Raw genomic sequence first — 26,099 nt, 5'->3', positions numbered from 1 at the left:
AAAATTTCATTCATATTTAAGCCAATAGAATGAATTTGATCTCAAACACACTATTACATGGATTTTTTCGACGAGCTTACCCGCTTTCTGGCGCAATGCCAGACCGAAAACCTCAAAACTTCCCACTTCGCGAACAGGCTGGAAGGGCTTAAAGTCAAGATCAGTTTTGGAAAAGGCCATCCTGCGAGGGTGCCCTGGATCGCATTTCTCGCGCCGGGGCAGCATATCAGCAGCGGCATTTACCCATTTTATCTTTTTTATAAAAACCAGCAATTGCTCGTGCTGTCGTTCGGCGTCAGCGAAACACTCCCTCCCCCGGTCCCGTGGCGTCAATCGGGCATGGAAACCATCGACAGCTACTTCAAAAGAAATGGATTAGGCAAGCCTGCCAGGTATGGCGGCTCGTTTGTTTTCAGGGTTTATGAAGTGGCTGATCTCGACAGAGGGCAAATAAAGGCTGATTTGCAGGAAATAACCGGCATTTACCACGCTACCCTCGCCGCGGAAGGCATTGCGAAAACGCCGCGCTTCGACTACCCGGCATTTTACCAATATGCACTGGATAGCGGCCTGCAAATTGATCCGGATGTGGTGATCCGTTTTGTAGCGGCACTCATTGCGAAGCCTTTTGTGATCCTGACGGGGCTTTCGGGCGCAGGTAAAACGCGGCTGGCGCACGCATTTGCACGATGGATTTGTGAAACGGAAGAGCAGGTTTGCCTGGTGCCGGTCGGGGCGGACTGGACTAACCGCGAGCCGCTCCTCGGCTTCCCGAATGCGCTCGAACCCGGCCAGTACGTGAAGCCCGAAAGCGGCGTCGTCGATTTACTGATCTCCGCCGGGGCTAATCCGCGTAGACCTTACTTCCTGATCCTCGATGAAATGAATCTAAGCCACGTGGAGCGGTATTTTGCCGATTTCCTGAGTGGAATGGAGTCCGGTGAGCCTATCCGGCTGCACAATGGCACAGCCGGCGCAGTACCGGCACGCGTGCTTGTAGCTTCCAATCTTTTCATCGTGGGGACAGTCAATATCGACGAAACTACCTACATGTTCAGTCCCAAGGTGCTCGATAGGGCGAGTGTGATCGAGTTTAGTATTTCGAAGGACGAAATGCAGGCATTCTTGAAATCAGCCGGTAAATCTGAGTCCGATAACCGGCGTATGGCAGGTGGAGCTGCGGCCGAAGTGTTCGTGGAAATGGCGCGAAGCATTGTTCCGGAAAGTCCGGTACGCGAACAGCTCAATGCAGAGCTACTCGCATTGTTTGAAATACTAAAACCGGCGGGAGCTGAGTTCGGATACCGGAGCGCGGCTGAAATTCTGCGGTTTGCGGCGGTTATCAATGTGTTGGGTGCGAACTGGCCTTTGCAAAAGGTAATGGACGCCGCTTTAATGCAAAAACTTTTACCTAAAATCTACGGCTCCCGCAGAAAGCTGGAACCGGTATTGAAAGCATTGGGCCGTCGCTGCCTCGCTAATCCCGACCTGCTCGACGACTACCTGACCGGTAAAAAAGATTTGCCCGACGCGCAGGCGGTACATTACCCGGCCGCGTTGGAGAAGATCAGGCGCATTTACAGGAACCTGATCGACCATGGCTTTGCCAGCTACGCGGAGGCCTGATGAAGGGAACTGAACTCCTTATCGATGCAGAAACCTCCGACGGGATCGTTTCAGTGCGCATTATCGCCGAAGAACGCGGCGAGCCGACCTTTTTTGAACTGGACGAATGGGACGCTTTCGAGCACGGCGAAGCACGTGTTCAACTACTGGAAGGCTGCTTTTATGAATATGAAGTGCTCGGAGCATATGCGCTGCGAGAGTCGCCCGTGGTGGTGCCTTCCCGCATTAATCCTGCAATGGGCCGCCTGACGCCGAATGTGTACGTGGGTACGCTTACGATCGAAGTTTTGCGGCCGTCGGATAATGCCTGTTGCGGGGAAATCAAAGTTGAAATCCGTTCCAGGAAAGCCAGTTACCGAAGCGATTACCGCCTGATGCTGGAAGGGATCACCGAGCGCTGCACCGATCTGCTGTTTTATTACAATGCACCCGTTACACATCCATTCACACCCGATTATCTGACTGATCCTCAGACATTGTATCAGCGTTTCGCATTCGTGAATGCGGTGCTTACCAACCGGGAGTTTGAAATAGCATTCCAGAAAATCATCCGGAACCCGATTACCAAATGGACGGGCGAGGAGATAGAACAGGACGTCCGCAACCTGCGTAAGCCCGACTGGAAAGCGATTGCTCAACTGGCTACAAGGGGTAGTCGCATTGTGCTTCCCAGTCATCATAATCTCAAAAGACGAATGGCGTCGGTACCGGCCCGGATATCGGTAAGTTCGAAAACAGACTCGGTGGATACGCCCGAAAACCGGTTTGTAAAGCATGCGTTGGAAGTTTTTGCAGGTTTTGTGGCGCATATCAAAAGCATTGCACCGGTGCGCAGCCGCTTTTACGACGAAGCTACCTTATTAGAAAATCATCTGAACCGGATGCTTTCGGCCCAGTTGTTCAAAGAAGTAGAGAAGCCGCTGCGGCTTGCATTGAATGGCCCCGGGCTCGTCCGCAAGGAGGGTTACAAGCAGGTGCTTCGGGTTTGGCTGATGTTCGATCTGGCCGCCCGGCTGGTGTGGCGGGGTGGCGACGACGTGTACCAGGCAGGCAAAAAGGATGTTGCCGTGCTGTACGAATATTGGCTCTTTTTCGAACTGCTGGATGTGGTGAAGAGCGTGTTCGCCATTGAACCGGCGCACATCAGCGATCTGGTGAAGCCTACTAAGAACGGACTGGCGCTTCAACTCAAACAGGGGCGGCATTTACCGGTTAGCGGCATTTTCGATGCAGGTTCGAGGAAACTGAATGTCGAGTTTAGTTTCAACAGATCGTTTTCCGGACAAAACGACTATCCGCAAGCGGGTAGCTGGACAACCGGCATGCGGCCGGATTTCACATTGTCGATCTGGCCGGCAGGCGTTTCCCAGGCCCAGGCCGAAACGGAGGAACTGATCGTGCACATTCATTTCGACGCTAAATACAAGGTGGAATCGGTTGCCGGAGTGTTTGGCGAGGACGAAACAATGCTCACGGCGGGGCGGATTCAGCCGGACCATCACCGCGACGATCTGTTGAAAATGCATAGTTATAAGGATGCGATTCGTCGCACCGCGGGGGCATATGTGTTGTACCCGGGCGCGACGGGGCAGGTGTACAAACGCAAAGGCTTCCATGAGCTTATCCCGGGTCTCGGCGCATTCGCGATCCGTCCGTCCAAAACCGATAATGGCCGCGACGAGCTGAAACGCTTTCTCACCGACGTGGTAGCGCATTTCCAGAACAGGGCCTCGCAGCGGGAAAAGATCGCTTTCAGGAATTTTGATATTTACAACAGCCGGTCGTCTGAGGAAATGCGGGAACTGTTGCCCGAACCGTTCGGCAAGAACCGCGACCTGATCCCGGACGAAACTTTCGTGCTGGTAGGCTATTACAAAAATGACCTGCACCTGGCCTGGGTCCGGAAGCATAACCTGTACAACTTCCGGACGGGTGCGAAGAGCGGGTCGCTGTCGCTGGGCGTGGCGGAAGTGAATGCGCGGTATTTGCTGCTGCATGGGCCCGGGCAGACGGTGTCGAGCATGCTTTTCAAATTAAATAACAGGTCGCCCAGGTTGTTTTCGAGGCGGGATTTGCTGGAAAAAGGGTATCCCGGACCTACCCGCGAGCTATACCTGGTTTACACCACAGACCCGGATGTGGAACCGGAGTTTGCGGGCATGCGCTGGGACGTGACGCAGCTTCCGGGCTACCGCGCCAATCGCGCATCCGGCCTGCCGTTTTCGGTCAGCCTGACGGATCTGATGAAAGTATTGGTAAAATGATGCGCTTTTTTCGGTAGTATTTGCGGTGTGAGGCTTTTCTTAAACATTGTTTGAAAATGTTCATCGCTTCCCATACCTGTCCGATCAATGAGAACCCGATCGCTTGTCGCCGTACTGCTGCTGATTTCTTTAAATGTATTTTCCCAAACCAAACTGAGCATTGTCTTCATCGGCAACAGCATCACGCAAGGCAAGGGGGGTGATAACGGCTTTCCGCCGCCGACACACGCCGTCAACTATCTGAAAGCACAAAAGGGCGTCGAGGATGTGTTGTATGCCAATGTAGGCCGGAGCGGCTCCACTACCGTCGACTGGCTGCCTGAAACCGGTAAATACTTCACCCTCGCCACCACGGCTGCCGACAGTTTGTATCTTCAAAAGGACCACCAGTTGCTCTTTTCGATGAAACTGGGCACGAACGACAGCGCGATACAGGGTCCTAACGGCTCACCGGTTTCGAAAGAAAATTACAAAAAGAATGTACAGACGATCGTTTCGGAGCTGCTGAAACGCTATCCCGGCAGTAAAGTGATCATTCACCACCCGATATGGTACAGTACCAACACCTACAATCGTTCGAAGTACCTCGCCGAGGGATTGGAGCGGCTTCAAACCTACGTGCCGGAGCTCGACGCGCTCATCGGCGAATACAAAAGCACCGAGCCGGGACGCGTTTTCAAAGGCGATACCAAAGCTTTCAAATATTTCAAAAAGCATTATCTCAAACTTTTCAAGCCGGAAAACGGCCAGCAGGGCGTGTTTTACCTGCATCCTAATGTAGAAGGCGTGGCCGTTCTGGGAGAATTCTGGGGAAAGGCGATCAAGAAAAACGTGCTCTAACCCGTGCTCTCGCCCGAAACCATCGAACAGCTCCGGCAATGGATGGAAACCCATTGTTACAGCGATCACCACTACGCGATCGGTGAACGGATTGTGCACGAAGGCTACGGTCTGCGCCAATCCGGCGGCATGTACATTTGGTACTATACCGAGCGCGGTTCTAAGGACATTCTGAAAACTTTTGAAGTCGAGAAGGATGCCGTCGCCTACGCAATGCAAATCATAGAAAACGACCGCTTCGCATCAAGCCACCTGATTGGTTTAGTTCAAAACCAGGCAGAGGAAGAAGCGCTTCTACACGAATTGGCCACACGGAATATCGATTTCTGGAAAGACAGCATTCCCTACGGCGGCCCCAACGACCGCCGCACACGCGTGTTCGTACGCGGGTGCGATGTGTTGAAGGTCGCGGATTTGCGGGAGAAGTTTGGTTACCAGAGGAGTTCGTAGCGGGTACTCCGCCCGCCCGAATCTGTTTTTTTTAGCATGCCCTTTTCAATAAGATCTGCAATATCCCTTCCGGCAGTGTCTTGTGAACTCTTTGTCATTTTGGCCCATTTGGAAGATGATAAATTACCGAAGAAGCCCTCCTGCATTCGTGCGATCATTGTTCTTTGCCTTGCATTCAAAGATACTGAGGCATGTTTATCCCAGAACTCAACGCGTTTGAGGACGTCTTGAAGCGTTTGTTCTGTTTCCTCAGCTGCACTTTCCAAGCATAGTAAATACCATTTGAGCCATTCTGTGATGTCGAGATCGCCTTTTTGTGATTTTTCCAGAATCTGGTAGTAGTCATTTCTCCGTTTCCTGATTTGCGAAGACATGCTGTAATACCGGTGCGCGCTGTCATCGGCCCTGGCCAGCTGCATGTCGGCAATAGCCCGGGCGATGCGCCCATTACCATCGTCGAACGGGTGGATTGTAACGAACCATAAATGCGCGACCCCGGATTTCAGTACAGGATCAATGGATTGGTTGTTGTTAAACCATTCCAGAAAAAGCTTCATTTCGTCTTCCAGTCTTGAAGCATCGGGCGCTTCGAAGTGAACGATCTCTCGCCCCATTGCGCCGGAAACTACCTGCATGGGGCCTTTTTCATTGTCCCGCCATTGTCCCGTAACTATCTTGAGCATCCCGCTCCTGCCGCCCGGGAATAATGACGAATGCCATCCAAAGAGGCGATCTTCCGTCAGCGGGCTATTGTAATTTTGGGTTGCATCCAAAGTCATTTCCACAACGCCGTCAATATTTCGGTCTGAGGGAACCAGGCCGCCCATTTCCAGGCCGAGCCGGCGGGCAATAGAAGAGCGTACCTGATCGGTATTGAGTATTTCTCCTTCTATTTCGGAAGATTTCTGCACATCCTCGGTAAGGGTTTTCAGCACCGCTTCTGCACGGGCGGAAACACCCAATGCCTGCATTCTGCCAAATATCCTGCCTTGTATATAGCGCACTTGGCCAAGCGTTTCGGACAAGGCTGTATCATCCCACGAAAACGAGGGCCAGTCGGGCAGTTGATGGATGTACCGGGCCATGATTGTTCTTTTTGCGGTGAATATAGTGATTATTCTCCGCAAATATGCGGAGAATAGATAGCTTATCTCCGCATATTCGGCTCAACGCCGATCTCAGTCTTTCCGAACCGGCCGCAAGCCCTTCATTGCTTTTAAACCAATAGCCGGACTTTGCACCGGAATCGAGAGCATTTTATCTTCCGAATCGACCTCTACATATTCCCTATATCCAGCCAGGTAACGCCCGGTGATAAAGTCCTCTTCCCGCTCGAATTGTACCGAGGGTTGATCGATGAGTCCGGAAATGTTGTAAAGCTTTTTATGCCAGATCAGCTCGTTCAGGTCGCCGTTGAAATGGTAATGGTTTTCAAAACCGCGGTCGAATTTGAAGACGATCGGCTTACCGGCATTGGCGAGGAGGCTTTCGGGCGTGCCGGTGAGTGTGATAGGGATGTAGGTCTTTTTGTCGTAAATAAACCCTCCGTGCACGTTTTTGATGTATTCCCGCATTTGCCGCGGCGCGTCGCCTACCAGGAGCACGTCCACAAGCAGGATAAGCTCGGTGGAATAAAATTGTCCGGGATTCTGGATCAGCGGGAGTTGGGAGATTCGGATCATGGTATTTGTATTTCGCGGTCAGGATTGGTGTATCCTGATCAGGCCAATATATGTTCATTATTTGGACATGAAACAGAACATGTCCAGTTTTTGTGCGAAAACCGGACACGTTCCGGTTTTATGACCGGATTTGCCAAGAGAATTTCAATTTCTGATTTGGTACCGTGATAGAATATCCTCTAAATTGAGCCCTTCAAGCACTTTAATGTAATAGTTCAGTAATGGTAAAAACATACAGATTTATCGCCCTCCTCGGCGATGGTCGCGAGCGGTACAGCGACAAGGAATTGGATGCGGAATGGCCTACCGAGCCGATTGTAATCGATGCGTTCGGGTTTTCGGATGTGTACAGGTATTCGGGTGTGGTTTTTCTGAATGAAGAGTGGTTTGCGAAGTACAGTAAAAACTGGAAAAACGATACGGTGGACATCGACAAGCTGCTGGTAAACCTGATCAAGTATTCCGCAAAAGAGGCGCATTCTGCGAATTTGACCAAAATTAAGGACTACCTGGCTTCCCCGCCCGAAACAATAGAAGAATCTATAACACTCTGGAAATCTTTCTATGATCCTTCTTTAAAAACTATTTAATCCTCGGATTTAAATCCGGAGGCTATGGTTGTGCGCGCCTCTGGCGCTAATGCTTAGGTGCCAATCCCATTGCCCCGGGTTTTAACCCGGGGATAAAGAGATTTAGAAAATGTTTTCTAATTTTTTTAATGGTTAACCATTTTCATGGCGCCTTCGCTGTATCGGGCCCCGGTGTCGGGGTAGCGGGCGATGAGGGCGTCGATGGTTTCCAGGTCTTGGGCTGACAGGCCCACATCGAGGGCTCCGGCGTTTTCTTCGAGGTATTTGCGTTTTTTGGTGCCGGGGATCGGGATAATGTCGTCGCCTTGCGCGAGCACCCACGCGAGCGCGAGCTGTGCGGGGGTGCATTGCTTGTCCGCGGCGATTTCCGCAAAGCCGCTCACGAGTTTCGCATTGTTGTCGGCCACATCGCCCTGGTACCGTGGCAAGGTGCGGCGGAAGTCGCTTTCAGCGAAAGATGCTGTATTTAATGTGTTGGTTACCAGCCCTCTGGCGAGCGGTGAATAGGGCACCAGCGAAATGCCCAGCTCACGCACGGTATCCAGTATCTCACCCTGCACATCCCGGGTAATTACCGAGTACTCGCTTTGCAATGCGGCGATAGGGTGCACGGCGTGCGCTTTACGAATGGACGCCGCGGAGGCTTCACTCAGGCCGAGGTAGCGGACTTTCCCTTCCTTTACAAGCTCGGCCATGGCACCTACCATTTCTTCCACAGGTACATTCGGGTCGACGCGGTGGGCGTAGTAGAGGTCGATCGTGTCGATTTTCAGTCTTTTCAGGCTGTCTTCAACGGCTGTTTTCATCCAGGCCGGCGAACCGTCGAAATAAGCGCCGGCAGAATTGCGCGGTGCGTTCACGTTCTCGCCGTAGCGGAAACCGAATTTGGTGGCTATGAAAATCTTGTCGCGGTTCGGGACCAGCACCTGCGCGATCAGCTTCTCGTTTTCGCCATTGGCGTACATATCGGCGGTGTCCCAGAAATTGATGCCCAGGTCGAGGGCGCGGTGTAATGTGGCAATGCTCTCGGTGTCGTCGGTGGGGCCGTAGGCGAAGCTCATGCCCATGCAGCCGAGTCCGATCGCTGATAATTTTTCGTCTGTTTTTCCAAGGCTTCTGTATTGCATTTGTTTGTTGGCTATCGGCTGGCGCCTTGTTTGCGGGTTGAACCGGGGCGCCCGGCCGGGGTGGATAATGCAGTTCGTCAGAATGTTTCTGATGATACAAAGCTACTTCTCGGCGACGGTCGCCATTTTATAGTTTTCAAACAGATCTTTATAAAAATCACACAGCCCTCGCGCGCACGTTTCCGGGTGTGAGGCCGGTCTGTTTTTTGAAGAATATATTGAAATAGGCAGGGTACTCGAAGCCCAGGCTGTAAGCGATCTCCGACACATTCCAGTTTGTATGGTTGAGCAAGGCCTGCGCTTCCTTGGTAATGCGTGCCGAAATGTGCTCTGTGGTGGTTTTGCCCGTGATTTCCTTCACTGAACGGTTCAAATGGTTGGCGTGTACCGACAGGCTCTGGGCATAATCATTGGCGGTTTTGAGGCGCAATGCACTTTCGGGCGTGTCGATGGGGAATTGCCGTTCGAGGAGCTCCATGAATAGCGATGTGATCCGCGCAGAAGCGTTGGTTTGCCGTTCAAATGTCTCCGCAGGCTGCATTTTCATGGCTTCGTGGATAATCAAATGCAGGTAGTTGCGCAGCATGCCATACTTGTGCGGGTAGTCCGACTCGATCTCGGTCATCATTTTCTGAAAGATCATCGAGAGCTCCTTCTGCTGCTGTTCATTCACGAAATAGACTGGATTAGCACCGATTTTGAACAACGGCGAATCCTGTAAAAAGTCCTTCCGCTCAGCGGGATGCACGAAAGTTTCGGTAAATAATGTAAACCAGCCCAGCTGCGTCTCAGAAATCGCTTCCCATGAATAGGGCACCATCGGGTTCGAAAAAAGCAATGCGGGGCGGTCTATTTCGATCCACTTATCGGCATAATGCAGGCGGCCGGTGCCGATGATGAACGATACCTTATAAAAGTCGCGGCGGCTGTATGGTGTTTTCTTGTAGCAAGAATTCCTCTCGAACACATTGAAATGCCCGATGCCGGCATTGTTCAGCGACAAATCCGCCGGATTAGCCTGCGGCACGCGACGGTAAAACTCCTGGATAGATTCAGAATGGCTCATATCACAATATTATAAAATTCAAATAGCGAATGCAGATATGAAAGTTTCAGAACCGCTGGAATTAATCGCTTTTTAATTTCGAAGTAAAGCGGCTCTAATATCGATTGGACTATTTGAAATTTGGTTAAATGGATCATGTGGGTAGTCCGGTTAAATGTAATTTTGAATGATTGAATGATTGAATGATCGAATATTTTTCTATTTCGTTCGCCCTAGTCATTCGTTCACTCATTTCGCTATTCACACTCGCCTATTCAATCATTCAATCATTCAATCATTCAGTCATTCACTTATTAACCATGTCCACCCGCAAACCAACCATTGAACTTACTCCCGGCGCCTTTACGGCGGTGCGGGAACTTGAAAAGTATGTCGCCTCGACGGGCCTCAGTAAGGTGCATTATAAATTGATCAAAATCCGGGCATCGCAGCTTAACGGATGCGGGTTTTGTCTGGATATGCACGCGAAACAGGCCCGCGACCTGGGGGTGACCGAGCAGCGCATCTATATGTTGAGCGCGTGGCGCGAAGCCAACATTTATACCGAAGAAGAAAAGGCGATCCTGGCGCTTACCGAGCAGGTGACGCTAATTCATCAGGGAGGCGTGAGCGACGAGGTTTATAACCGGGCGGTAGCGCTGCTGGGAGAGGAGTATACCAAAGCCGTGGTCATGGGTGTGGTGGCGATCAGCGCCTGGAACCGCATTATGATCACCGATCAGGCCACTGTCAATGCCCTCGAAAGCCATGTTTAACAGTCGGCCTATTCAAATGAACAGTCAGTCGGAAAAGGCTGATTTGCTCAAAAAACTGCACCATAGCGGCAAAATGCTCGTTTTGCCAAACATCTGGGACGCGGCCGGCGCCGTTTTGCTCGAAAACCTGGGTTACCCGGCTGTGGCGACGGCCAGTGCGGCCATTGCACGCGCGCACGGCTACGAGGATGGTGAGCGGATTCCCTTCGATTTGTTGCTGGCCATTGTGGCGCAAATCGCGAAATCGGTGAATGTGCCGGTAACGGTGGATCTGGAAACGGGTTATGCGGCGGATAATGAAACATTGAAATCGAACATCCGCCGCCTGATCGCCGCCGGTGTGGCTGGTATCAATATCGAGGATTCCGACGTGCGCACGCGTGAATTGCTGCCGCTCGAAGAGCAGGTAGAAAAGCTGAAACTCATCGCCCGCGTCGCCGACCGGGAGAATACGAGGCTGTTTATCAATGCGCGGACGGATATTTTCCTTGTAAATCCCGGCCTGTCCGAAGATCAGAAACTCGCGCTGGCGATCGAGCGTGCACGCGCATACGTGGGGGCGGGCGCGGGTAGCATTTATCCCATCTTCGCGACGGGGGAGGATACGATCAAAACTTTGGTGAATGCATTGAAAGTACCTGTGAATATCCTTGCCAAAAGCGATACCCCCGACCTGGATGTGTTGCAAAAGCTGGGTGTTGCGCGGGTGAGCTTCGGTCCGAACCTGCACCGTGCCACGTTACTTTCGATGGAGGCGATGTTGAAAACTGTGAAAGAAACCCGAAGCCACTATCCGGTGACAACGCTCCTAATGTGACCGAATGATTAATTTACGTTTAGATATGGAATCTCCCGGCTGCCGCAACCGGGAGATTTTCTATTTTTGGACCAAAATTAGGCTTTACTTTGTACCTATATCCAACGAACTTAACCCGTTACCACGCTCAGTGCTATGCAGGAGGACATTCTTTTTCAGATCAGTAATAAATTAAAAGAAGTCAGAAAGAGTAAGGGCGTTACCCTTCAGGAAATTGCCGACGAGGCGGGCGTGACGAAAAGCCTTGTTTCCCAAATCGAAAACAGCCGCACGATCCCCTCGCTGCCGGTGATGCTGGGGCTGATCAAGGCGCTGGACATTGATTTGAACGTGTTTTTCAAGGATATCATCTCAACGGCCCCGGGCGAGAATGTGCTCGTCCGCCGGAAAGAAGAGTATCAGCCGTTTACCAAGGAAAACGCGAAAGGTTACTTCTACCAGCGCATATTCAGCAAACAATTCAAAGACAACCATATCGACGTCGTGCTGCTGCGGCTCGAAAAGGATGCGAAGCGGCCGATGGTGCGCACGAATGCATTTGAATTCAAATACATGCTCTCGGGAGCGGTGGAATATACTGTCGGGAAAAATAAATATATCCTTAACCAGGGCGATTCGATGTTTTTCGATGCCAACGAGCTGCATAACCTCGAATGCCATGAATGCGACGAGGCGGTGCTACTCGTGATTTACTTCTTCAACGAGGCTCAGTAGAGCCTTTTCAGAAAATTCTTTCTTGTTAAATATTAATTAACATTTGCTTAACCTTTGGCAAGGTGCAGTTCACTAGTTTTGCAGTGATCAGGGATTTGTTGTGCTCAATTTTTAATATTAGTTAACTTTTTCTTGTGCTTTAAAGAAATGAACGGTATTTTTCGATTGAAAGTCAATGTCAGCCCGGTGTGTGAGGAATGTTTAAGTTAAATTTTACTAAACATTTATTGTGCGAAAAGAAGTGCGCCGGAATGCAGGCATGATTTACGGAAAAGTTCAGTATTAGTTCACCAATTATACCAAGTAAGATGTCGATAGAACTGGTAGTTTTCGATATGGCAGGTACGACTGTCAAGGATAAAAATTTTGTAGGGATCGCGTTCCAGCAGGCCATGGCGTCGCAGGGATATGAAATCTCGATCGAGCATGTGAACCCGCTGATGGGTTACGAAAAGCCGTTGGCGATTAAAATGATGCTTGAAATACGTGAAACTGATAAATCGAAGATCACGGAAGCGCTCGTGGATGCGATTCACACGCATTTCGTGAAGGGGATGATCGAATTTTATAAAACGACGACGGAAATCGCGCCGCTGCCGCATGTGGAAGAGACTTTCCGTGCGCTTCGCGGGCAAGGTATTAAAATCGGTCTGAACACGGGCTTCTCCCGTGACATTGCCGATGTAATTATCAGCCGGTTGGACTGGCAGGATAAAATCGACTATCTCGTGGCAAGCGACGAAGTGCCTTTCGGGCGGCCTTATCCGGACATGATCCGTAAAATTATGGCCGAGCTGGGTATCGAATCCGCGGACCGCATTGCGAAAGTGGGTGATACCGAAGTGGATATCAATGAAGGGATTAATGCGGGTTGCAAATATGTGATCGGGATTACCACGGGTGCATTCACCCGCGAGGAGTTGCTGCCTTACAAGCCTACACATATCATCGACGACATCGCCGAAGTGCCGGGCATTATCTCGGCCAGTCTCGAAATAGCAGTCAAAGCTTAATTCACCCACATTCACTCGGATTGAAAAGTATGAGCAAATCTGCGATAGTTATCGGCGCGGGAATCGTGGGGCTGGCAACGGCAAGGGCTTTGGTCACAAGAGGTTATAAAGTAACGGTTATCGAACGGTCTTCGAAAGCGGTGGGCGCGTCTATCCGGAATTTCGGAATGGTGTGGCCGATCGGCCAGCCGGAAGGTACATTATATGAAAGGGCATTACATGCCAAAAGTATCTGGAAGGAAATGCTTGCGGGTGCGAAATGCTGGTCGCAGGAAGCGGGCAGCCTGCATATGGCCTACCATCAGGACGAGCTGGAAGTGATCCGGCAGTTCGTGGAAGTAAGCGCTTACAGGCCCGTGAGTTTCCTGAATGCGGAAGAAACGCTGGCCAAATCACCGGCGGTAAATCCCGACGGGTTGCTGGGTTCGCTGTATTCGACGGACGAAATGATTGTCGACCCGCGTGAGGCCATTGCGGCCATTCCGGGTTATCTAACGGCTGCATTGGGCGTGACATTCATATGGAATACGGCTATTTCAAAAGTGGAATATCCGGCTGTGTTTTCGGGTACGAAAAGCTGGTCGGCGGATGAGATTTTCGTTTGTAGCGGCCAGGATTTCGAGACGCTTTACCCGGAGCAGTTTTCGGCGGCGCCATTGACTAAATGCAAGTTGCAAATGATGCGCCTCGAAGCCCAGCCGGACGACTGGCGAATCGGCCCTGCATTGTGCGGCGGATTGTCTTTCATTCACTACCAGGGTTTCAAAGCAGCTGCGTCATTGCCGGGCCTGAAAGCCAGGTACGAGCGCGATTACGCCGAATACCTGAAATGGGGCATCCACGTAATGGCTTCGCAAAACGGCCTGGGCGAGATTACAGTGGGCGATTCGCATGAATACGCGCTCACCTTCGATCCGTTTGACCGTGAATTTATCAATACGATGATCCTCGATTACCTGGGTACATTCGCGCAGTTCAAATCGCCGAAGGTGTTCCAGAGCTGGCACGGGATCTATCCAAAAATGACCAACGGGGCTACGGAGATCGTGTTGAAGCCCGAAAGCGGCGTGACGATCCTTAATGGCCTCGGCGGAAACGGTATGACGCTTTCATTTGGTCTTTGCGATGAAGTGGTTGGCGGCACTTACCGCTCCTGAACTGATCGGTTTGAATCTGATAATTCCTAAACATTAACTGATATGCTTGCGAAAGTTTCCTGCATTGTGGCTACGGCGTTGATGCTGTCGGCCTTTTACGCTCAACCGGACGATAAGCCGGCGGGTATAGAACATGTGATCGTGATTGGTGTCGACGGCCTGAGTCCGGATGGTATCAAAAAGGCAGAGACGCCGAATATCGACAAAATGGTAGCCGGTGGCGCCGTGAAATGGAACGTGCGGACGGTACTTACCTCCGCAAGCAGCCAGAACTGGGCATCGATGATCATGGGTGCCGGGCCGGAGCAGCACGGGATCATCGATAATGACTGGCAGCTCAACAAGCATACGCTCCCACCCATTGTGCAGGAAGCGGACGGTCGCTTTCCGACAATTTTCAGCGTTTTACACAAAGCAAAGCCTAATGCGGAGATCGGTGCGGTGTACCATTGGGGTGATTTTGGGAGGTTATTCCAAAAAAATGCAGTGAATTACGACAAGCATTTCGGTACGGAAGATTCCACTGCCGCCGATTTTATCCAGTATATCAAAAACAAAAAGCCTGTGCTGGGCTTCGTGCATTTCGACCACGTAGACCACGCCGGTCACCACGACGGGCATGGCTCGCAGCAGTATTACCAATCCGTTTCAAAGGCGGATTCATTAATTGGTAAAATCCTGGCGAGCATTAAGGATGCTGGTATCGCCGAAAAAACGCTGGTAATCCTCTGGGCTGACCACGGCGGGATCGGTAAAGGTCACGGCGGCGCCACACCGCAGGAAGCGGAGATAGCCGGTGTGTTCTATGGTGCGGGCGTGAAGAAAGGTTATCAGATTCAACAGCAGGTTTATACTTATGATCTTGCGTCGACGATCGCGTTTGCGTTCGGCATTGAGCAGCCTTATGCGTGGATCGGCCGCCCGGTGAAGCCGGTTTTCAAAGGGTTTGATGAACCTAAAAACCTCTGGCTGGGCGAAAAACGTTAAATTGGCTCAAAGCATTTAACCCTGAACCCTGCGCATGGCAGCTGAACATAACCGAACGGAAGGCGACATTAATTTATCATCCGCGCGTCAGGACTGGTATGCGGTCGTGAGTGACCCCGAAACATCGGGCTACCTGCACGAGGATGCGGAGTATTTCCTGCATCAATCGCTTTCTACACCCTGCCTGGATGTGCTCGCTTCCTGCGAGGGCATTTACCTGACCGACGTGCAGGGTAAGCGCTACATGGATTTTCACGGCAATAATGTGCACCAGCTCGGCTACCGGCATCCTTACGTGATCGAAAAGCTGAAAGAACAGCTGGATGTCCTGCCGTTTTCGCCCCGAAGATATACCAATGTACCGGCCATCGAGCTTGCCAAAAAGCTCGGTAACCTCATGCCCGGCGACCTTAACCGTGTGCTTTTTGCGCCCGGAGGCACTTCGGCGATCAGTATGGCTTTGAAACTGGCCCGCATTGTGACGGGCAGGCATAAAGTAGTCTCGCTCTGGGATTCATTCCACGGCGCCTCGCTGGATGCCATTTCCGCAGGCGGCGAACTCGATTTTCGGAAAGATATGGGCCCGCTGATGCCGGGCGTGGAGCGCATTCCGCCGCCGATGACTTACCGCGGGCCGTTTGCCGCGGCTGGTAACGGTGACGTTCCTTACGCGGATTACCTGGAATATGTGATTGAAAAAGAGGGTGATATCGGCGCTTTTGTGATCGAAACCATCCGCAATACCGATGTGCAGATTCCCTCGCAGGCGTATTGGGCGCGTGTACGGGAGATTTGTACCAAACATCAGGTGCTCCTCATTCTCGACGAGATACCGATCGCATTCGGGCGCACGGGCAGGATGTTCGCATTCGAGCATTATGGGTTCGAGCCGGATATCGTTTGCCTGGGCAAAGGGCTCGGCGGAGGGGTGATGCCCATGGCGGCCATTGTGGCGCGCAATAGCTATAATGTGGCGCAAAGCGTGTCGCTGGGGCATTTTACGCATGAAAAAAGTCCCCTAGGCAGTGTGGCGGCATTGGCAATGCTGGAATTTATCGAGCAAAACGATATGCTCGCCAAAGTGAATGCCGACGCGGAGTTCATGCGCGAAGAACTGGAAAAACTGAAAGACAAATATCCGCTCATCGGCGAGGTACGCGGGATCGGCCTTTTGTGGGGTGTGGAACTGGTGAAAAATCGTGAAACGAAGGAAAAGGCTGTGCAGGAAGCGGAAATCGTGATGTATGAATGCCTGAAAAACGGTTTGAGCTTCAAAGTATCACAGGGAAATGTAGTACAGCTCTCCCCGCCGCTCATCATCACCCGCGAACAACTGAAAGAAGCATTACAGATTCTGGAAAAAGCCATCGAAACGGCTTCGGTTTTGGTATAAAAACTCAACATTTGACACTATATGCGCCTGAAAGAAGCACTTACGCGATCGAATACGTTTTTTATCATTTGGGCTGTCATCGCTTCGTTCGGGGCTTATTTTTGCATGTATGCTTTCCGCAAGCCGTTCAATGCCGGGCTCTACCAGGGGCTCGAACTCGGCGAGGTGAGCTACAAGGCGATCCTGATCATTTCGCAGGTGGCGGGTTACACGCTTTCCAAGTTTGCGGGTATCAAAGTGATCTCGGAACTGAAACCTGATGCGCGGGTGAAGCTGGTCACCGGGCTGATCTTGCTGGCCGAGCTGGCGCTGCTGTTTTTCGGGCTGGTCCCGTATCCTTACAATTTCGTGTTTCTCTTTATGAATGGCCTGCCGCTGGGGATGGTGTGGGGCGTGGTATTCAGCTTCCTGGAAGGTAGGCGGTTTACCGAAATGCTCTCGATGGGGCTCAATATCAGCGTCGTGATCGCGTCGGGAGTTCTTAAAACCACTTACATCGAAGTCCACGGCATCTTTCCCGGCATCTCGGAGTTCTGGATGCCGTTTTTTATGGGTTTACTTTTCCTGCCGCTGTTCCTGGTGTTTGTGTGGATGCTTTCAATGATCCCCAAGCCAACAGCCGAGGACATTGCCTTGCGCACGGAGCGCGTGCCCATGACGAGCGAGGACAAGCGGCTGGTCATGCGGCAGTTCGGCTTCCCGATCGTCTGCCTGGTGATTTTCTACGCCACGCTGGTGGTCGTCCGTGATTTTCGCGACAATTTTACGATCGAAATCTGGAACGAAATCGACTCGCATTGGGGTAGCGGCGTGCTTACCACTACCGAAATGATTACCGGCATTGTAGTGCTGGTGATCATCGGCGCACTGGCATTCGTGCGGGATAACCTTGCCGGTTTCAAGCTCGCCTACCTGATTCTTTTCGGCGGCGTCACTCTGATCGGCCTCGGGACGCTGCTGTTCGAGAAATCGATGATCAGCGGCTTTTACTGGATGCTGATGGTCGGGCTCGGGCTGTTTTTAGCCTATACCGTACTGCAAACCGTCATTTTCGAGCGGATGATCGCGCTGTTCCGCATCAAGGCCAATGCGGGGTATTTCGTGTACATCTGTGAAAGTATCGGTTATATGGGCAGCGTAGGGTTGTTGCTCTACAAAGAGTTTTTTATGAAAGACCTGAGCTGGTCGCGGGTACTGATGCAATTCTCTTACCTGCAATTCGCACTGGGGCTGCTGCTGCTGCTCGCGAGTAATATCTACTTCGATAAATACCGCGCCGGTCGGTCGGCGCAGAAGAGGAGCGCGCCATTTGCCGCGGCGTAGTTTCGCATCTGAAGGGGCATAAAAAAAGGAGGTGCAAGTGCCCTCCTTTTTAACATCTCAATTTCACCTTTCAATTTTTACTAAAACCTATTTTGTCGTTTTAAGCTCCACGATGGCTGCTTTTTGAGCAGGCGTCTGCGTTTTATATGGGTTTACTTTCGTCTCTTTCTGTGGTGCCGGCGTCTCGATGACGGGTGTTGAAACTGGCAACGCATTTTTGATGGTATTGGCTGATTTATTGTCGTCTGCAAATGCAACTGAACTGGTCAATGCGATAACGCTTACGAGGGTTGTGATCAAAGTTTTCATAGCTCTATTTATTTTGTTTTCTTGTCTTTGTCTTATTTGATGATGCAAATATAAATGGGATTTTATGAATGGTTATATATTTATTCAATGAGTGATCAAACGGTTATTTGAATGGTTTTTATTGGTGAAGAGTGATTTAGTGGCTTTTGAGGGTTGCTATAATTTTGAAATATTCAAATACGGGCTAACATGCTTATGAGCTGGTTTTTATTTGAAAAGTACAATATGTATCAAAACTGCATTTTCGCTCGATTTGCTATATTGGCGTCATGGCTAAACTGATAAACCTGAAACCCTTCAAGGAATTTGTACAATCCGAGTCGCTGGGCGGCGCGATATTGATTATCTGCGTGATCCTGTCGCTCGTAATAGCGAACTCGCCGCTCGCAGGTGCATTGGAAAACCTGCTCGGCACGGAGCTCGGTTTTCATACCGAAAGCATTCATTTGCGCTATACGGCGCTGTTATGGATCAACGATGGGCTGATGGCCATCTTTTTCCTGTTGGTGGGTTTGGAAATCAAGCGGGAGCTGGTGGAGGGCGAACTGTCGTCGTTCAAGAAAGCGGCATTACCCATTTTTGCGGCGATAGGCGGAGTACTTGCCCCTGCGACGATCTATTTTTTGCTCAATAAAGGCACGCACACCGCCGCGGGCTGGGGCATTCCTATGGCTACCGACATTGCCTTCGCGATTGCGATCATCACTATGCTGGGCAGTAAAGTGCCGTCCTCACTCAAAATCTTCCTGGCGGCGCTCGCGATCGTCGACGATCTCATGGCCATTCTCGTGATCGCCATTTTCTATTCCTCCGAACTGCATTATAACTACCTGCTCTACGCCGGAGGTATTTTCGCGGCATTGCTGCTGCTGAACCGCGCGGGAGTGAAAAATCTGGCGGTATACCTCGTTCCCGGCGCGTTCATCTGGTACTTCGTGCACCATTCAGGCGTCCACGCAACCATCGCGGGCGTGCTCACAGCGTTCGCCATCCCGACCACACCCGACGCACAGGAGTCACCGCTCGAGAAGCTCGAACATATGCTCGTGAAGCCGGTAAATTTTGTGATTATGCCCATTTTTGCATTGGCTAATACCAACATTACCTTCGAAACGGGCATGCTGGAAGGGCTGACGACCACGCTTGGACTGGGGATCATCCTCGGATTGGTAATAGGCAAGCCGCTCGGCATTACGCTGCTTTCCTGGCTGACGGTGAAGCTCGGTATCAGCAGTATGCCCAGCCAGGCCGGCTGGGCGCATATCGTAGGGGTGGGGATGCTGGGCGGAATCGGTTTTACGATGTCGGTATTTATCGCATTACTATCCTTTCCGGGCGAGCACCTGATCCTGTCGGAGGCGAAATTCTCGATCCTGACGGGCTCGATCCTTTCGGGAATTTTGGGTTATGCGATGCTGAGCAGCGTGAGCAAAAAATCGGCACGGTAGTGGCTATTCGGTCTTGCTTTTGACCAGAATGTAATCAACATGGCCGTCCTTCGAAAATGCGGAGATCTGGGTGTATTTCTGATAGTTATCCCAGGTTTTAACGCCGCCACTATCGATGTTCGGGGCGATGTTTTCGGAGAGGTTGAGCAATCCGAGGATAATGCGGTTTTCGAAGGCGTAATCCGCGAGGCCGTTCAGCCGGATCTGGTCCGCAATCTCGCTCATATAAATAATTTCCACCTTGCCGTCGCGGTAGCTCACCCGGGGGCATTTTTCGCAGCCGGCTTTTTCGTCCCGGTAAAAGTTTTCGAGCTGGCCTTTGCCAAGGATCGCGGCCACTTCCTGCTGGCTGCGCATTGCAACCTGCGGCAGGTCGAGCTCGACGGTAACCGCCGCATTCTCGTCGTGTTCGTCGAGCACATAGAATTTGACAAAGATGGCAATGAGGATCACGATGAACGAAATGAATTTCCAGTTCGCCCATTTGCGTCTGACGGAGGTCTGTTCCATGAAGGTGGCTTGGTTTTTGAATATTCAGGGTAAATAACTTTGGTATACAACCACGAAATATCATGCCAGACTCATTGAACCGGATGGTTATCACGCCCGAGCTGAATTACGACCAGCTCACGATCCCCGAAGCGACGCTCATCCAGCAGCAGCTGCGTGGCCATTTAAATCTGGAACCGCTTCAAAAGGGCATTCAAACGATCGCCGGTGCCGATATTTCCCTCGCGCTTTACAGCGAAACCGTCTACGCCGGACTGGTGGTACTGAGTTATCCCGAACTTCAACCTATTAGCTACTCACTGGTGAAAAGCAGCACCATATTTCCCTATGTGCCCGGCTACCTCGCATTCCGCGAAATACCGGCCATCCTGAAAGCCTATGAACAGCTGCCGGTGAAACCCGATGTGGTCATGTTCGACGGTAATGGCATCCTGCACGGCCGGAGAATGGGCATTGCTTCGCATTTCGGCGTGCTTACCGGCGCGGTTACGATGGGTTGCGCGAAGAAAAAGCTGGCGGGTCAGTATGGTGAGCCGGGCGCGTCGAAAGGGGAGTACACGCATGTGACCGACAAGGGCGAAGTGATTGGCTACGCCGTGCGGACGAAGGATCATGTGAAGCCGGTGTTCATATCACCCGGGCACAAAATGAGCCTCGAAGATAGTCTCACCCTCGCGCTCAAATGTACCGGCAAGCACCGCCTGCCCGAGCCCACGCGTCACGCACATGAGTACGTGAACAGGTTCCGGATAGGGGCGCTTGCCGAGGGGTATTATGAGGTTGAGCGGTGGAGGTTGTTTTGAGGGGGGGGGAGGGGGCTGCTTCCCAAGGTTGAAACCTTGGGTTATTTTAGGGATTTGTCGATTTCGTTTAGGAGGTATTTTTTTGGGTCGGAATCGTATTCCCAGAACATTACTCCGCCTAGTTTGTTAGCCAGGACGTATTTGCATTTTTCTCTGACCGACTCTTCGTCGTCGTAGCTTAGTACGTCGCCCGTTTCTGCATTGAGGAGGTAAGGCGCTTTTGCTACTGTGTCGCGGTATTCTTTGTAGCCTTTTTTGTTGACCAAACTATCCTTAATGTAGGAATAGCCGTCGATGTATTGCTGCTTGATCTGCTTTTGACCTAATCCTTTTTCCAGTTTCGCAACCGTGAACATCCGGCCGTAGAACGGCAGCCCTACCACCAGTTTCTCCATCGGTACACCTGCCGCATGGAAGCCTTTTACCGCATTATCTACTGATTTGGCCGTCTTGTAGATGTTGGAAGGGTACAAGCTCGCGTGGTGGACGGCTGTGTCGCCCTGGAAAAGGTCGTAGGTCATCAGGTTTACATAGTCGAGGTACGCCTGGGCCTTGCTCATATCGGTGGCTTTCAAAAACTCCACCCAGCCGGCTACCGCGGTGGTGAGCAGTTTTTTCTTGCCGGTTTCTTTTTCCAAAGCATCCAGCTCGTTGCGGATCGCGTGGAACATTTCAGTATAGTTTTGCTTGTCTTCGGTGCGGAAAACGTTGCCTTCTTCGCCGGGCAGGCCAGGATATTCCCAGTCGATGTCTACACCGTCGAGATTGTATTTTTTGATGATCCCAACGCTGCTTTTGGCGAATACCTTGCGTGAAGAATCGGTGAGGACGGCGTCGGAGAAATTTTCGCTCCAAGCCCAGCCGCCGATCGAGATCAGGATTTTCAGTTCGGGATTGTCGGCTTTGAGAAGATTAAGCTGACGGAAGTTGGTCGTGTCGGTTTTTTCATTGCTCAAAAACGCCTTGCCGTCCTTAATATCGATAAATGCGTAGTTGATGTGCGTAAGCATTTTCGCTTCGATATTACTGGTGTTCAGCAAGCCGTGGAAACCGCCCACATAACCGATCACGACGGGCCGTTTGGTGGAATCTGCGTCGCCTTCGCCGTCTTTGTCTGACGAGCAGCTGTTCAGGAAAAGTAATGGGGCGATGAGGAATACCATCAGCAATGCGGTGCCGATGTTCTTTTGAGTAGGGATTAGGCGCATGGTATTGGTTTTGGTTTGAAGGGTTAAATTAAATACACCTTCAAATCATCTCCTAATCCTGCGCAGGTACCGAGAGTTTTTGCAATGCTTTATTGAGATTAATGCCTTTGCCCAGAACGCCCTTGAAGAGGTCGCCCTTCTTATCGAGCCGGTCGAAAATGTTCTTGATCGTGAAATCTTTCGGACTCAGCCCGTGCTGCACCTCGCTCCATTCCAGCGGTGTCGAAACCGTTGCGCCAGGCTTCGGGCGGGCGCTGTACGCACACGCGAGCGTCTGCCCGATGCGGTTTTGCAGGTAATCGACGTAAATCTGGTTCTTTTTACGCTTGGAAAGCGAACGTTCGAGGGTGGTGATTTTAGGCAGGCGCTCGGTGACCAGTTGTGCCAGCATTTCGGCGAAGTCGCGGGCCTGGTCGTAGTCGTATTTCTTGCCGAATGGAATGTAAACATGCATTCCGCTCGCTCCCGACGTTTTGCAAAAACCTTCAATACCCATTTCGTCGAGAATTTGCTTGATGGTCAGCGCTACGTCGATCACATCGTCGAATGTGTTTTTGTCCGATGGGTCGATGTCCATCACCACCCAGTCGGGATTTTCCAGCTTGTTGATCGTTGAATTCCACGGGTTCATTTCAATGCAGCCCAGATTGGCAATGTACAGCAGGCTTTCTACATCGTTCACCACGTGGTAGTTCACCATCTTCCCGGTTGATTCGGCGAGTATTTCAAAGGTTTTGATCCATTCCGGCACCGAATCGCTGGCGTCTTTTTGGAAAAAGCCCTCATCTTTAATGCCGTTAGGTTGCCGGCGCAGCGAGAGCGGCCGGTTTTTCATGTAGGGTAAAATATAGGGCGCGATATTTCGATAGTACTCGATCAGCTCGCCTTTGGTAATATGCTCGTCCGGCCAGTATATCTTCTCCGGGTGGGTAATCTCTGCTTTCTTTTTCATGATGCTTTTCTTTTAGGCGCGCTCAGGCTTTCCTTCAATTGGGCCATCAGGTCGCGGCTTTTCGAATGCACGACTTTCATCTTGGTAGCAGCCGGTTTCTTCCCTTTCGCCTTGGCCATGATCAGTTTCAGCAACTTCTCGTTATAGGTATCCTTGTAATTTGAAATGTCGAAATCGGTGGTCAGCTGCTCGATGAGCTGTACGGCCATATTCATTTCCGCGGGTTTGATCTTCACATCTGGGATATTCAGCTCGTCGGTATCGCGGATCTCTTCGGCGAACCGGATTTTATTGAGGATCAAAAGCTCGTTTTGCGGTTTGATGAGCACCAGGCTTTCGCGGTTACGCAGTACATAAGTACCCAGGCCGCATTTGCCGGTCTTTTTCAGGGCGTCGCGCAGCAATGCATAAGGTTTCGCGCCCGATTTTTCGGGTTGGAGGTAATAAGGCGTTTCGTAGTAAATACTGTCGATCTCTTTTTCGTCGACAAACTCCGCAATTTCGATAATCTTCGATTTTTCGGGACTCGCCTTTTCAAAATCGGTTTCGTCGAGCACCACATAATTGTCTTCCACTTTATAGCCACGGACAATATTCTCCCACTTCACCTCGCGGCCGGTATTGGCGTTCACACGCTGGAAATGGATGTTTGCGTGGTCTTTTTTGTCCAGCATATCGAGATCGAGCTCGCTCGCCTGGACGGCGCTGAAAAGTTTGACGGGGATATTCACAAGGCCGAACCCGATCGCCCCGGACCATATTGCTCTCATATTGTTGTCGTTTGATAACAGTAGCAAGCAAAATTCATGCCTTTGTCTCCGTCGAGTGGGCGGGCGGGTGTGATCAATTTGATAATACATCCTCAAAAACGGACAGCCGGTGTGCGTTTGAGCGCTCAGTTCGGGGGTTGCGCATTAAATTTTTGTAGAAATTTACAAAATGCTTGTAATCAACTATTTGAATTTCTAACTTCCTAGCAAGTTACCACGTAAGCCTCCCTGAAATATCCTTATACGTTCGTTGTGCCCGGAGTCTGGCATGTCTTTTTAATGGATGCCTTCCGAAAACAATTTCACAACAAGACTAACTCTTAAATCGGATATAACTATGGTAGCGACACTAGGTAACGACCCAGCGAAAAGCTTGAAACCCGGCGCAGTGCTTACCGTCACAGGTGCCAGATCTGAATCGGAAGCCCAAAGAGAAGTGGCTGATTTTCTACAATTGAGTAACCGGACCGACCTTGGCTATTTCCTTATTTCGAAGGATTACTTCCTGCTCTATCCGAAATCGGGAAATTCGATCAGTGGAATTGCATAAGCGTTAACTTTTTTCTTTTAGAAGGACATGGTACAGAAAGGTACTTTCAAATTGCTTGGGCAAAAGCTCATTAATATTATTATTCATAGAGAAGACGTAATGAAGATTACCCCCATTAAGAAGGGACATGGTTGCATTATTTATCTCAAAAACAAGGTTCCTTACGCGGTAAGTGAAAGCGAAAAGGAGGTTTATAAGAAACTCAACTGGGTCGCAGCATGATCTTCGGTCTGTTGCCATGAAAATAAGAGCGGGGCTCCGGGGTATATCCGGGGCCTTTTTTATGACCGACGACCACTGACGGCCGACCGCCGATCGCATTATTACCGAAATTTAATGTGACCGCCGACCACTGACAGCATTACGAACGAACATCCACGTGATCGGCGGTCGGCGGTCTGCCGTCGGCGGTCCATCTCCCCACCACGAAATTCCTCCCCAACCGAACCAGCCCCGCGCTATCGGTGTTAGCAGAGTACCAAAATGCTCCACACCACAAAATTCCATGTCCAAAAAGACTTACTTTTTCCTGATCCTCATTCTGGGGAGCCTGACAGCGCTTGGCCCTTTTTCGATCGATATGTACCTGCCGGGCTTCCCGGCCATCGCGCGTGACCTGAATACTACCGCCGCAAAAGTTTCGCAGACATTGTCGGGATATTTCGTTGGAATATCGCTCGGTCAGCTGCTGTACGGGCCCTTGCTGGATCGTTTTGGCCGTAAAAAGCCGCTTTTTATCGGTTTGGCGGTGTATATTCTTGCATCGGCAGGTTGCTCGGTGGCAACGACCGTCGACCAACTGATCGTGCTGCGCATCATCCAGGCTGTCGGCAGCTGTGCCGCTACTGTGGCTTCCGTAGCGATGGTACGCGACCTTTTCCCGGTGAGTGAGAATGCCAAAGTATTCTCGCTGCTATTGCTGGTCGTGGGTTTTTCGCCGATGATCGCGCCGACGCTGGGCGGTTATGTGACCGACGCATTCGGCTGGCACGCCGTGTTTATGATCCTGACTGTCATGGGTGTAGCCATTTTCGCTGCCACCGCATTGTGGCTGCCCGATAGCTACAAGCCCGACAAAACCCTTTCGTTGAAACCCAAACCCATCATCGCGAACTTCATGGAGGTGTTCCGCGAGCCGCAGTTTTACACCTATTCCATTACCGGCGCCATCGCATTTGCGGGGCTGTTCGCTTACGTTTCCGGGTCGCCTATTGTTTTTATGGAGGTATTTAAAATTGACGGCAAGCTGTATGGCTGGATCTTTGCATTTCTTTCCGTGGGCTTTATCGGTTCCGGGCAGGTGAATACTTTGATACTGAGGCGGTTTACAAGTGAGCAAATTGTGAATGTGGCGCTGATATGCCAGGCGATAATTGGTCTTACCTTCCTCGCAGCGGCATTGAACGACGCATTGACGCTCACCTCCACGCTCGTATTCCTGTTCCTTTTCCTGTGCTGCGTGGGCTACACCTACCCGAATGCAGCCGCACTTTCGCTCGCGCCGTTCACGCGTAATGCGGGTAGCGCGTCGGCGCTCATGGGCGCATTTCAAATGGGAGCGGGCACATTGATTTCCATTGCGATCAGTTTGTTCGAGGAGCCTTCTATCATTCCAATGGTGGCGGCTATGGCCGGTTCGGCTACACTGGCGCTGATTGTGCTGGTGGTAGGCAGGCGGTTTATCACGAGCAAGGTGGAAGTACAGCAGGGTGCGGATGCCGGTGTGATGCATTAAGCGGCCGGTT

General features: G+C 51.2%; 26 protein-coding genes. 17 read left to right on the top strand and 9 right to left on the bottom strand.

The features are described from left to right. The first annotated feature begins 57 nt into the window (after nucleotides 1–57). From BLQ88_RS08305 to BLQ88_RS08290, 4 genes are all read left to right on the top strand, one after another. Nucleotides 58–1,626, top strand: a complete 1,569-nt coding sequence (locus BLQ88_RS08305; protein ID WP_090148350.1) for an MrcB family domain-containing protein — start codon at nucleotides 58–60, stop codon at nucleotides 1,624–1,626. Continuing rightward, on the top strand, nucleotides 1,626–3,890 hold the full coding sequence (locus BLQ88_RS08300) for a DUF2357 domain-containing protein (protein ID WP_090148348.1): 2,265 nt from the start codon (nucleotides 1,626–1,628) through the stop codon (nucleotides 3,888–3,890). The genes BLQ88_RS08305 and BLQ88_RS08300 overlap by 1 nt, the downstream gene beginning before the upstream one ends. Before the next feature lie 87 nt (nucleotides 3,891–3,977). Continuing rightward, nucleotides 3,978–4,730 (top strand): GDSL-type esterase/lipase family protein, encoded by a 753-nt coding sequence (locus tag BLQ88_RS08295; RefSeq protein ID WP_090148346.1) that lies wholly within the window; start codon nucleotides 3,978–3,980, stop codon nucleotides 4,728–4,730. A gap of 3 nt (nucleotides 4,731–4,733) precedes the next feature. Then, complete coding sequence (locus tag BLQ88_RS08290) at nucleotides 4,734–5,180, top strand: hypothetical protein (RefSeq protein ID WP_229212623.1); 447 nt, start codon at nucleotides 4,734–4,736, stop codon at nucleotides 5,178–5,180. Here BLQ88_RS08290 and BLQ88_RS08285 read toward each other — a convergent pair. Both BLQ88_RS08285 and BLQ88_RS08280 read right to left on the bottom strand, forming a co-directional pair. After that, nucleotides 5,162–6,265, bottom strand: coding sequence for a Fic family protein (locus BLQ88_RS08285; RefSeq protein WP_090148344.1), 1,104 nt, complete (start codon nucleotides 6,263–6,265; stop codon nucleotides 5,162–5,164). The two genes, BLQ88_RS08290 and BLQ88_RS08285, sit on opposite strands and share 19 nt — an antisense overlap. A 93-nt stretch (nucleotides 6,266–6,358) precedes the next feature. Beyond that, nucleotides 6,359–6,862: a hypothetical protein gene (locus BLQ88_RS08280; RefSeq protein ID WP_090148342.1), complete on the bottom strand. Its 504-nt coding sequence runs from the start codon at nucleotides 6,860–6,862 to the stop codon at nucleotides 6,359–6,361. Between the two features lie 221 nt (nucleotides 6,863–7,083). On the opposite strand from BLQ88_RS08280, the gene BLQ88_RS08275 reads away from it, so the two are divergent. Continuing rightward, nucleotides 7,084–7,452 (top strand): hypothetical protein, encoded by a 369-nt coding sequence (locus BLQ88_RS08275; RefSeq protein WP_090148340.1) that lies wholly within the window; start codon nucleotides 7,084–7,086, stop codon nucleotides 7,450–7,452. A gap of 125 nt (nucleotides 7,453–7,577) precedes the next feature. Here the strand turns inward: BLQ88_RS08275 and BLQ88_RS08270 are convergent, their stop codons facing one another. Both BLQ88_RS08270 and BLQ88_RS08265 read right to left on the bottom strand, forming a co-directional pair. After that, a complete protein-coding gene (locus tag BLQ88_RS08270) occupies nucleotides 7,578–8,579 on the bottom strand; it encodes an aldo/keto reductase (protein ID WP_090148338.1) in 1,002 nt (333 codons plus the stop codon). Between the two features lie 157 nt (nucleotides 8,580–8,736). After that, entirely contained in the window at nucleotides 8,737–9,645 is a 909-nt protein-coding gene (locus BLQ88_RS08265) for a helix-turn-helix domain-containing protein (RefSeq protein ID WP_090148337.1), read from the bottom strand. 299 nt (nucleotides 9,646–9,944) lie between these two features. On the opposite strand from BLQ88_RS08265, the gene BLQ88_RS08260 reads away from it, so the two are divergent. From BLQ88_RS08260 to BLQ88_RS08225, 8 genes are all read left to right on the top strand, one after another. Next, a complete protein-coding gene (locus tag BLQ88_RS08260) occupies nucleotides 9,945–10,400 on the top strand; it encodes a carboxymuconolactone decarboxylase family protein (RefSeq protein WP_090148335.1) in 456 nt (151 codons plus the stop codon). 16 nt (nucleotides 10,401–10,416) lie between these two features. Next, nucleotides 10,417–11,217, top strand: a complete 801-nt coding sequence (locus BLQ88_RS08255) for an isocitrate lyase/PEP mutase family protein (RefSeq protein ID WP_090148333.1) — start codon at nucleotides 10,417–10,419, stop codon at nucleotides 11,215–11,217. Nucleotides 11,218–11,352: 135 nt separating this feature from the next. Next, nucleotides 11,353–11,931 (top strand): helix-turn-helix domain-containing protein, encoded by a 579-nt coding sequence (locus tag BLQ88_RS08250; protein ID WP_090148332.1) that lies wholly within the window; start codon nucleotides 11,353–11,355, stop codon nucleotides 11,929–11,931. A gap of 308 nt (nucleotides 11,932–12,239) precedes the next feature. Further along, on the top strand, nucleotides 12,240–12,944 hold the full coding sequence (locus BLQ88_RS08245; protein ID WP_090148330.1) for an HAD-IA family hydrolase: 705 nt from the start codon (nucleotides 12,240–12,242) through the stop codon (nucleotides 12,942–12,944). Between the two features lie 29 nt (nucleotides 12,945–12,973). Beyond that, nucleotides 12,974–14,101, top strand: a complete 1,128-nt coding sequence (locus tag BLQ88_RS08240; RefSeq protein WP_090148328.1) for a TIGR03364 family FAD-dependent oxidoreductase — start codon at nucleotides 12,974–12,976, stop codon at nucleotides 14,099–14,101. 42 nt (nucleotides 14,102–14,143) lie between these two features. Then, entirely contained in the window at nucleotides 14,144–15,088 is a 945-nt protein-coding gene (locus tag BLQ88_RS08235) for an alkaline phosphatase family protein (protein ID WP_229212622.1), read from the top strand. A 34-nt stretch (nucleotides 15,089–15,122) separates the two neighbouring features. Then, nucleotides 15,123–16,481, top strand: coding sequence for an aspartate aminotransferase family protein (locus BLQ88_RS08230; protein ID WP_090148327.1), 1,359 nt, complete (start codon nucleotides 15,123–15,125; stop codon nucleotides 16,479–16,481). Nucleotides 16,482–16,502: 21 nt separating this feature from the next. Beyond that, nucleotides 16,503–17,804, top strand: a complete 1,302-nt coding sequence (locus tag BLQ88_RS08225) for a DUF5690 family protein (RefSeq protein WP_090148326.1) — start codon at nucleotides 16,503–16,505, stop codon at nucleotides 17,802–17,804. An 87-nt stretch (nucleotides 17,805–17,891) separates the two neighbouring features. Here the strand turns inward: BLQ88_RS08225 and BLQ88_RS08220 are convergent, their stop codons facing one another. Beyond that, nucleotides 17,892–18,113 carry a hypothetical protein gene (locus tag BLQ88_RS08220; protein WP_090148324.1) on the bottom strand — a complete coding sequence of 74 codons (222 nt, stop codon included), beginning with the start codon at nucleotides 18,111–18,113 and terminating at the stop codon, nucleotides 17,892–17,894. A 269-nt stretch (nucleotides 18,114–18,382) separates the two neighbouring features. On the opposite strand from BLQ88_RS08220, the gene nhaA reads away from it, so the two are divergent. Further along, nucleotides 18,383–19,561: a Na+/H+ antiporter NhaA gene (gene nhaA / locus BLQ88_RS08215; protein ID WP_090148323.1), complete on the top strand. Its 1,179-nt coding sequence runs from the start codon at nucleotides 18,383–18,385 to the stop codon at nucleotides 19,559–19,561. A gap of 3 nt (nucleotides 19,562–19,564) precedes the next feature. Here the strand turns inward: nhaA and BLQ88_RS08210 are convergent, their stop codons facing one another. Then, nucleotides 19,565–20,071, bottom strand: a complete 507-nt coding sequence (locus BLQ88_RS08210; RefSeq protein ID WP_090148321.1) for a hypothetical protein — start codon at nucleotides 20,069–20,071, stop codon at nucleotides 19,565–19,567. A 62-nt stretch (nucleotides 20,072–20,133) separates the two neighbouring features. Here BLQ88_RS08210 and nfi point away from each other — a divergent pair, with 62 nt between their 5' ends. Further along, a complete protein-coding gene (gene nfi, locus BLQ88_RS08205; protein WP_229212621.1) occupies nucleotides 20,134–20,874 on the top strand; it encodes a deoxyribonuclease V in 741 nt (246 codons plus the stop codon). Nucleotides 20,875–20,915: 41 nt separating this feature from the next. Here the strand turns inward: nfi and BLQ88_RS08200 are convergent, their stop codons facing one another. From BLQ88_RS08200 to ku, 3 genes are read right to left on the bottom strand one after another with little or no spacing between them, the layout of a single operon-like run. Beyond that, entirely contained in the window at nucleotides 20,916–22,082 is a 1,167-nt protein-coding gene (locus BLQ88_RS08200) for a glycoside hydrolase family 18 protein (protein ID WP_090148318.1), read from the bottom strand. A 52-nt stretch (nucleotides 22,083–22,134) separates the two neighbouring features. Continuing rightward, entirely contained in the window at nucleotides 22,135–23,034 is a 900-nt protein-coding gene (gene ligD / locus BLQ88_RS08195; protein WP_090148316.1) for a non-homologous end-joining DNA ligase, read from the bottom strand. Further along, nucleotides 23,031–23,804 carry a non-homologous end joining protein Ku gene (ku, locus tag BLQ88_RS08190; RefSeq protein WP_090148315.1) on the bottom strand — a complete coding sequence of 258 codons (774 nt, stop codon included), beginning with the start codon at nucleotides 23,802–23,804 and terminating at the stop codon, nucleotides 23,031–23,033. The genes ligD and ku overlap by 4 nt, the downstream gene beginning before the upstream one ends. Nucleotides 23,805–24,141: 337 nt before the next feature. On the opposite strand from ku, the gene BLQ88_RS08185 reads away from it, so the two are divergent. Together BLQ88_RS08185 and BLQ88_RS08175 are read left to right on the top strand one after the other, a co-directional pair. Beyond that, nucleotides 24,142–24,354, top strand: a complete 213-nt coding sequence (locus BLQ88_RS08185) for a hypothetical protein (RefSeq protein WP_090148313.1) — start codon at nucleotides 24,142–24,144, stop codon at nucleotides 24,352–24,354. Between the two features lie 505 nt (nucleotides 24,355–24,859). Then, nucleotides 24,860–26,089, top strand: coding sequence for a multidrug effflux MFS transporter (locus tag BLQ88_RS08175; protein ID WP_090148310.1), 1,230 nt, complete (start codon nucleotides 24,860–24,862; stop codon nucleotides 26,087–26,089). The last annotated feature ends 10 nt before the right edge of the window (nucleotides 26,090–26,099 follow it).

The sequence above is a fragment of the Dyadobacter soli genome, from assembly GCF_900101885.1.
GTDB lineage: Bacteria > Bacteroidota > Bacteroidia > Cytophagales > Spirosomataceae > Dyadobacter > Dyadobacter soli.
This window is presented reverse-complemented; position numbering and strand designations above follow the sequence as displayed.